Raw genomic sequence first — 6,000 nt, 5'->3', positions numbered from 1 at the left:
TTTTTTATCTCCCCCTGTCAGGTGCCGGGCTATGCCAGCGGCAGGTAGATGTCGGTGACCAGCTCATGGGTGGGCACCTCGTGTACAAAGTTGTGGTAGTGGAAGAAGAGCGGAAAATCCCGCAGCTCTTCGCCGCTGGCGGGCAGCCAGTCGCGGTAGAGCGCCCGGGCACAGTCGGCCAGGAGGTCGTGGGAGCCGTGGTGGCGTACCACGGCGCAGCGCCCGGCCGGGATGAGGGCATTCTTCACGCCCCACTCATTGTCCTCGGCGACGGGGGACTCGACGCTGCCACAGAGGGTAAAGCGAAACGCCGCACCCTCCGTCGTGGCGGGGTCGTCCGGCGCCAGACCATAGGTCCGGCTGGTGGCGACCGGGGAGCCGCCCGTGGCCTTGCGCCACTGGATGAAGCGCGCCGCGGTGTCGTTGATGCGCTCGGGCAGGCCCTGATGGGTCAGGGCGGCGACGGCGGTCTGCGGGAACTGGATGATGTCGACTCGCATGGGGTCAATCCTCTTTGTGGGGGGCCGTGGCAGGCAGCGATGCCAGTTGGCCCAGTCCGGGTGCTGCCTGAACTGGCTGGGCGTCAGGCCGAACGTCTGCTTGAAGGCGCGACTGAAAGATTCGCCATGCTGGAAGCCGGCATCGAGGGCGATATCAGTCACCTTGTCCAGAGGCGCGAATGCCAACCGGTAAGAGGCCTGCTTCAGCCGCAGCAGCTGGATGTAACGCCCCAGCGGCACGCCGCAGTAAGCGGCAAATTGCCGATGAAAGTGAAAGGGCGAAAAGTGCGCCACGGCGCTGAGCCGCTCCAGCGACAGGTCGTCGTCGAGATGGCGCTCGATGTGCTCTGTCACCGTTTGAAAGCGTCGGCGGTAGGCCTCTGTCTGGTTGTGATCCATGGTCTCTCCTCTGTGCTGCCCACTATCGGCCAACGGGTCCGCGCTGTCCTGACGGATCTTGCTCTCTTTGCCTCCCTTCGGTGAAAAGAGCCATGACCGACAGCCCGGCGGGCGCTGCCTGACTTGTCGCGGGTTCGTCAGGCCAACAACAGGGCTGCCCCCGTCAGCAGGGCGGCGAGGGGCAGCACGGGGAGCCGTGGCACCCGCAGCAGGTAGAAGCCGACGGCGGCCAGCGCCAGATCGGTGGGGGAGAGCACGGCGCTCTGCCACACCGGCTGATAGAGGGCCGCCAGCAGCAGCCCCACCACGGCGGCGTTGATGCCGGCCACGGCCCCCGCCAGACGGGGGCGAGCCAGCCAGTGCTGCCAGCAGGGGCCCAGCGCCCAGAGCAGCAAGAATCCCGGCAGGAAGAGCGCCAGGGTCGCCAGCAGCGCCCCGATGAGGGGAGTGGCGGGCAGCAGCACGGCGCCCAGGTAGGTGGCCAGGGTGAACATGGGGCCGGGTACCAGCTGGGCCAGGCCGTAGCCGGTCAGGAACTGCTGCTCGCTGAGGCTGTGACCCAGGCTCTCCTGCAACAGGGGCAGCACCACGTGACCACCGCCAAACACCAGGCTGCCTGCCCGGTAAAAGTCGGCCAGCAACTGGCTGACGGGGCCGCTCGCCACCAGGGGCAGGCCGACGAACAGCAGGGCGAACAGCAGCAGGGTCGGCCAGTGAGGCTGGCGAGCAGGAGTGGACGCGAGGCCCTGACTCCCCGGGTGCGGCTCGCGCAAGGCACAGAGCAGGGCCGCGCCGAGCAGCATGGCGACCTGGGTCAGAAGCCCGGGGGCGCACCAGAGGGCGGCGGCGGTGGCCACCATGACCCCCTGTTGCAGCGCCGTCTTGCAGAACTGGCGGCTCATGGTGAGCACGGCATCCGCCACCACGACGAGCGCCAGCAGCTTGAGGCCGTGCAGGGCGGCGTCCAGCCAGAGGTTGCCCGCAAGCTGACCCAGACCGACGGCGGCCGCCAGCAACAGCAGGAAGGAGGGGAGGGTAAAGCCGACGAAGGCGGCCAGGGCGCCGCCGATGCCGGCGCGGTGGCGGCCGATGGCAAAGCCGAGCTGGCTGGAGGCCGGACCCGGCAGCAGTTGGCACAGGGCCAGCAACTGGGCGAACTCCGCCTGGTTCAGCCAGCCCAGCCGCTGGACAAAGGTGCGCTGAAAATAGCCGATATGGGCGGCCGGCCCGCCAACACTGATGCATCCCAGCCACAAGAACTGCATGAATACCTGTCCCATCTTCCCCTCTTCCCCTCCTCGTCATCATCCTGGCCCGGATAATATGACAAAAAAGTGACAGTTTGGTGACGGTACGCCCTCCCGCGCTGCCTGCCATCAACAGGGGCTGGCGGGGGGGCGGGTCGCCTCCGCCAGCAGACGAGAGGTACCGGGGTGACGCGCGGCAGCCTGCCGGTGAGGGTCAGGGGGCCGGTTGTGCCTGGGGCAGGTAGCATTGTCCCGCCAGCCAGCAGGCGATGGACTGGCGACTGGCATCGAAGTGAGGCTCGGGCAGAGTGTGCGGGTCGCACCAGATCCAGCCCTCGCATTTTTCCGGCTCCAGCAGTTGCGGCTCCCCGTCCACCTCTGCCAGCAGGGTGACCGAGATGTAGTGCAGGCCGCTCTCGCGCCAGGTCTCCAGGTTGTTGGTGACGGCGATGACGCGAGGCTGGCGGATGACGAAGCCGGTCTCCTCCGCCACCTCCCGGATGGCTGCCGACTCGAAGGTTTCCCCCAATTCCAGATGACCACCTGCGATGGACCAGTAGGGGGCATGGCTGCCCTTGCGCTTGCCAAGCAGTACCTGGCCCTGGCCATTGATGAGAATGACGCCGACACCGACGCGGGGATAGGGGGTAGACATAGGGGAGGCTCCTTGCTGAGACGGCGGGGTGCGCCAGGGAAAACGGGCCCACCTTAGGGGGGATGGGCCCGTTGTGCAAGCCGCCTGTTCAAGGGCGATCGGATGCCGATTTTCCATCGCTTAAACGGATGGGTCTGGCGACATTCTATCTGTTAAATAGATGGGAAATGCCCCCGGATCAGGGCAGTCTGACCAGCATCTTGCCGGTATTGCGGCCATGGAACAGTCCGATAAAGGCTTGCGGCATGCTGGCCAGCCCCTCGCTGACGGTCTCCTCGGCCTGGAGGGTGCCCGCTTCGAAGGCCGGCATGGCCTCGGCCAGGAACTCCCCGTAGTGTTGCCAGTGATCGGAGACCAGCAGCCCCTGCATGAGGATGCGCTTGCGGATCACCTGGGAGAGGTTGCGCGGGCCGCTGGCCTGGCCGTTGCTGTTGTACTGCTCGATGAGGCCGCACAGCACGATGCGCCCGTGCACCACCAGGTGGTTGAGGGCGGCATCCAGCATGGCGCCCCCCACGTTCTCGAAGTAGACGTGGATGCCTTCGGGGGCGAGGCGGGCCAGCTCGGCGTCGAGATCCGGGGTCTCCCGGTAGTTGATCACCGCATCGGCACCCAGGGTCTTGAGGTAGGCGACCTTGTCGGCCGAGCCGGTGGAGCCGATGACCCTGGCCCCCGCCTGCTTGGCGAGCTGGACCGCCATGGTGCCGACCGCTCCGGAGGCCGCCGAGACCAGCAGGGTTTCACCGGCCTTCAGGTGTGCCACCTTGTGCAGGCCCGCCCAGGCGGTCATGCCCGGCATGCCGAGGGCGCCGAGGAAGCGCTGGGGCGGCAGGGTGGTGTCGGGCAGGCGGGTGAGCTGGGCGGCGTTTGCCACGAAGGCATCCCGCCAGCCCAGCATGCTGCTCACCTTGTCCCCCACCTTGAAATCGGGATGGCGCGATGCCTGTACCGTGCCGATGGCGCCGCCGTCGAGGGGACCGTTGAGGGGGAAGGGGGGAACGTAGCTTTTTGCCTCGCTCATGCGGCCGCGCATGTAGGGGTCCACCGACAGCCACTGGTTGGCGACCTGTACCTCTCCCTCCTGCAGGGCGGGCAGGGGCACGTCCCGGAGGGCGAAGTCCTCCAGGGTGGGGAGACCGGTGGGGCGACGCAGCAGTTGGATTTGATGGCTGATGGCATTCATGGGCATTCTCCGGCAGTGGGGCCGCGCGTCGGGCGGCGGCCTGGTATTTTTGTTTGTGTGCAAACTAAAATCAGGGTAGTCCTGAACGCGGGGGCTGGCAACTGTTTTGTGTGCAAACTATTCAGCCCCGAAGTTGATGGGGTATACTGCCCCCCTTGTCGTCAGCGAGGTCCTCCATGAGCGAATTGAAAAAGCAGGTCTGTTTTGCCCTCTACAGCGCCTCCAATGCGGTGATGCGTGCCTATCGGCCGCTGCTGGACAAGCTGGATCTCACCTATACCCAGTACCTGGTGATGCTTTCGCTCTGGGCCCGGGACGAGGTCAGCCTCAAGGAGATAGGGCAGGAGACCGGACTGGATGCGGGCACCCTGACCCCCATCGTCAAGCGGCTGGAGAGCAAGGGGTGGCTGACCCGCACCGTCTCCCACGAGGATGAGCGGCAAAAGTGCATCAGCCTGACCGAGGCGGGACGCCAGTTGCAGCAGGAGGTCAGGGAGTGCTGTCTGGCGGACAGCTTGCGCAATCAGGTGGATCTGGCCGATGCTGAGTTGGCCCAGCTCAAGCAGCTTTGCGATCGCGTGGCGGCGCAGCTGGGGCGCTGATCCCTTTTCCCGTCAGGAGTGACCCGATGAAACCCATGCAATCCCTGCTTCCTCTGTTTGCCATCCTGCTGTGCGCCTGCGCCGATACCTCCTATCCCCGTTCCGAGTTGCAGATCGACGATGCCGATGCCTGGCAGGCCATCTGCAAGGACGGGGTCCGGGTGCGGGCGGTCACCGACGAGGGGATCTGTGCGGATCACCGCGGGGTGGCCATGTGGACAAATAAACCAAGGGCTGCACGGATGGCAGAAGAAGCGGCCAAGTAGTGTGACCTGTACGACATAAAATGACATGACCGGCCATGGGGCCGGTTTTTTTCGCGATCTTGCCAGCACTTTGGCACCTTGTTCATGGTGCACTCATTTTTCTCTTCCCATACTGGCCCTCAAGGTAGCAAACCAACAGGAGAGAGAGATGCAATCATCCATCGTCGGGCTCTCCATTCTGTGGGGGCTGGCCAGCTTTGGTGTTCAGGGGGATTTCATCGAGAGCCGTGATACCGCCTCCCCCTCCTGGCAGGCCGAGTCCAGAGTGGAGATGGAAGGGTACTTGATGGAGTCGTTGGGCGCCGATCGCTGGGTGTTCGACAACGGCAGCGAGAGCCTGGAAATCTCTCTGCCCAAAGGGCAGTGGGTGTCGACCGGTGAGCGGCTGCGGCTGCGCGGCGAACCCCTGCAGGAGCAGAGCGGCTGGTTGCTGCAGGTGCAGGACGTCAGCCAGGTCGAGGCATGACGAGGCGTTCGCCACCTGGCGGCGCGATGGCGCCCGGGGGCTGTGTTGACCGCGAATGCCCTTGATAGCAGAGACAAGAAGAGGAGGCCCGGGCCTCCTCTTGCTTTTGGTGCTCCCCGGATGCGGGGTGGGTTGTCAGCCCAGGTGGTTGAGGGGCAGGGCGGTCTTGTGTTTGATGCGGCGCAGCACGAAGCTCGAACGCACCCCGGTCACGCCGGAGATGTGGGTCAGTTTGTCCAGCAGGAAGTGCTGGTAGTGCTCCATGTCCCGCACCACCACCTTGAGCTGGTAATCCGCATCGTTGCCGGTGATGAGGTCGCATTCCAGCACTTCGGGCAGGTCCTTGACGGCGCGATCGAAGTTCTCGAACCGCTCCGGAGTGTGTCTGTCCATGGAGATGTGAATGTAGGCGGTGAGGGTCAGCCCCAGCTGGCGGGCATTGAGCAGGGTGACATGGGTATCGATGAGACCGGCATCCTCCAGCGCCTTGACCCGGCGCGAGCAGGGGGAGGGGGAGAGCCCGACCAGCTCGGCCAGCTCCAGGTTGCTGATGCGGCCATTTTCCTGCATCAGCTCCAGAATATGCCTGTCTATACGATCAAGTTTCAGCATTCTCCGTACCTCTTCGCAATTACTAATCCACTTTTCCTAGATTAAGGGTGAACTATTGCAAAAACAACTG

The 6,000-nt window shown here is 64.9% G+C and carries 8 protein-coding genes; 3 read left to right on the top strand and 5 right to left on the bottom strand.

Annotation, left to right across the window (positions count from 1 at the left end; all coding sequences use genetic code 11):
- Positions 1-29 precede the first annotated feature (29 nt).
- The 4 genes from AB5Y51_RS01805 to AB5Y51_RS01790 form a co-directional block, all read right to left on the bottom strand.
- Positions 30-899: a GyrI-like domain-containing protein gene (locus AB5Y51_RS01805; RefSeq protein ID WP_041214532.1), complete on the bottom strand. Its 870-nt coding sequence runs from the start codon at positions 897-899 to the stop codon at positions 30-32.
- Between the two features lie 137 nt (positions 900-1,036).
- Positions 1,037-2,179 carry a chromate efflux transporter gene (gene chrA / locus AB5Y51_RS01800; protein ID WP_323882361.1) on the bottom strand — a complete coding sequence of 381 codons (1,143 nt, stop codon included), beginning with the start codon at positions 2,177-2,179 and terminating at the stop codon, positions 1,037-1,039.
- A gap of 181 nt (positions 2,180-2,360) precedes the next feature.
- A complete protein-coding gene (locus AB5Y51_RS01795) occupies positions 2,361-2,801 on the bottom strand; it encodes an NUDIX hydrolase (RefSeq protein WP_048206916.1) in 441 nt (146 codons plus the stop codon).
- Between the two features lie 178 nt (positions 2,802-2,979).
- Positions 2,980-3,984: an NADP-dependent oxidoreductase gene (locus AB5Y51_RS01790; RefSeq protein WP_323882362.1), complete on the bottom strand. Its 1,005-nt coding sequence runs from the start codon at positions 3,982-3,984 to the stop codon at positions 2,980-2,982.
- 176 nt (positions 3,985-4,160) lie between these two features.
- On the opposite strand from AB5Y51_RS01790, the gene AB5Y51_RS01785 reads away from it, so the two are divergent.
- The 3 genes from AB5Y51_RS01785 to AB5Y51_RS01775 all read left to right on the top strand — a co-directional run bounded on the left by AB5Y51_RS01785 (position 4,161) and on the right by AB5Y51_RS01775 (position 5,318).
- Complete coding sequence (locus AB5Y51_RS01785) at positions 4,161-4,586, top strand: MarR family winged helix-turn-helix transcriptional regulator (protein ID WP_029313694.1); 426 nt, start codon at positions 4,161-4,163, stop codon at positions 4,584-4,586.
- A 35-nt stretch (positions 4,587-4,621) separates the two neighbouring features.
- On the top strand, positions 4,622-4,852 hold the full coding sequence (locus tag AB5Y51_RS01780) for a hypothetical protein (protein ID WP_029313696.1): 231 nt from the start codon (positions 4,622-4,624) through the stop codon (positions 4,850-4,852).
- Positions 4,853-5,000: 148 nt separating this feature from the next.
- Positions 5,001-5,318, top strand: coding sequence for a hypothetical protein (locus tag AB5Y51_RS01775; RefSeq protein WP_041211026.1), 318 nt, complete (start codon positions 5,001-5,003; stop codon positions 5,316-5,318).
- 135 nt (positions 5,319-5,453) lie between these two features.
- Here AB5Y51_RS01775 and AB5Y51_RS01770 read toward each other — a convergent pair whose 3' ends face one another.
- Positions 5,454-5,930, bottom strand: a complete 477-nt coding sequence (locus tag AB5Y51_RS01770; RefSeq protein WP_010672894.1) for an Lrp/AsnC family transcriptional regulator — start codon at positions 5,928-5,930, stop codon at positions 5,454-5,456.
- Positions 5,931-6,000: the final 70 nt, after the last annotated feature.

The organism is Aeromonas sp. R7-1 (genome assembly GCF_040908115.1).
Classification (GTDB): Bacteria; Pseudomonadota; Gammaproteobacteria; order Enterobacterales; family Aeromonadaceae; genus Aeromonas; species Aeromonas caviae.
Note: the sequence above shows the minus strand (reverse complement) of the source record. Positions and strands in the feature narration are given on the sequence as shown.